Genomic DNA, 1769 nt, shown 5'->3' on the forward strand with positions numbered 1-1769 from the left:
AAGGACTCCGTTGGGGAATGGCGAAAACGTTCGGATGCACCTGTTGGCATGATTGTTGGATCGACCGGGTGGAAAGGGTCCAACGTGTCGCTGCAGTCCTGGGGTGAGCGGGGAGTGTCGGAGCTGACCGCGCGGGTGGTCCGGGCGTCGTTCCCGAAGGGCACCCTCGCGGTGAGGATCCGAGACGCGCTGGGTCCGGTGTTCAGCGACGAGCAGTTCGCGCAGGCGTTCCCGGCGCGGGGCCGCCCGGCGGCCTCGCCGGGGGCCTTGGCGCTGGTGTCGGTGTTGCAGTACGCCGAAGGGCTCAGCGATCGGCAGGCCGCCGACCAGGTCCGGGCGCGGATAGATTGGAAGTACCTGCTCGGTTTGGAACTGGATGATCCGGGGTTCGACTTCACGGCCCTGGCCGGCTTCCGGGCCCGACTGATCGAGCACGGGCTGGAGGAGAAGGTCCTGGACGTGATCCTGGACCAGTGTTCCCAGCACGGGCTGCTGCGGGCCGGGGGTCGGCAACGTACAGACTCCACGCATGTGCTGGCCGCGGTGCGCACGCTGAACCGGATGGAGTTCGTCGGGGAAACCTTGCGGGCGTCGTTGGAGGCCCTGGCCGCGGCGGCACCCCAGTGGCTGGCGCCGCTGATCGATGCCGGCTGGGCCGAGCGATACGGCGCCCGCATCGACGCGTACCGGTTCCCGAAGGGTGAGGACGTGCGCACCCGCTGGGCCCAGCAGGTCGGTCGCGACGGCTACCTGATCCTGGACGCGGTCGCCGCATCGGGTGCACCGAAGTGGCTGCGCGAGATCCCGGCGGTGCAGGTCCTCGCCCGGGCGTGGGAGCAGCAGTACCGCCGTGACGGTGAGGAGGTGTGCTGGCGGGAGGGCAGAGACCTCCCGCCCAGCAGAGAACGGCTCGCATCCCCGTACGACACCGACGCCCGCTACGGCCTCAAACGCGGCAACGGCTGGTGCGGCTACAAGGTGCGCCTGAGTGAGACCTGCGACCCCGACGTCCCACACCTGATCACCCATGTGGCGACCACGGACGCCACGGTCACCGACACCGAGATGACCGCGACCATCCAGCAGGGCCTTGCCGCGCGGCAGATGCTGCCGGGTGAGCATGCGGTCGACGCGGGCTACGTCACCGCCGCGCACATCGTGGCCGCCCGCAGCGAATACGCCGTCGACCTGCTCGGCCCGGTCGGAATGGACACCCACCAGGCAGAGCACTTCCCGCACAGCGACTTCCGCATCGACCGGCAGGCCAAGAGCGTGACCTGCCCGAACGGTAAAGCCAGCGCCAGCTGGTCCGCCCAACGCAAGAGCAGCGGAACCCCGGTGACTCGTGTCCACTTCGCCGCGAGCGACTGCGCCGCGTGCCCGTTGCAGAACAAGTGCACCACCGCGAGCAACGGCAAGTGGGGCCGCAGCCTCACCCTGCTCCCCGAAGATCAGCAGCAGGTCCTGCAAACCCGGCGTCGTGAACAGGTCACCGAGCCGTGGCAGCAGCGCTATCACATCCGCGCCGGGATCGAGGCCACGATCGCCCAGACGACCCGACGCACCGGCATCCGGCGAACCCGCTACACCAGCGTGGACAAAACCCACCTCGGTCACCTCTTCGCCGCTACCGCAGTCAACGTCATCCGCATCGACACCTGGCTCACCAGCACACCACTCGGCCAAACCCGAACCAGCCACCTCACCCAACTCGACCTCGCCAGCTGAAAGCGACACGTCATGGTTTGGCCATTCCCCAACGGAGTCCT

The 1769-nt window shown here is 68.4% G+C and carries 1 protein-coding gene; it reads left to right on the top strand.

The features are described from left to right. On the top strand, window positions 1–1728 hold a 1728-nt coding region (locus tag ABZ783_RS37380), incomplete at its 5' end, for an IS1182 family transposase (RefSeq protein ID WP_357447966.1). Window positions 1729–1769 lie beyond the last annotated feature (41 nt).

Source organism: Micromonospora sp. NPDC047738 (assembly GCF_040642675.1).
Lineage (GTDB): Bacteria > Actinomycetota > Actinomycetes > Mycobacteriales > Micromonosporaceae > Micromonospora.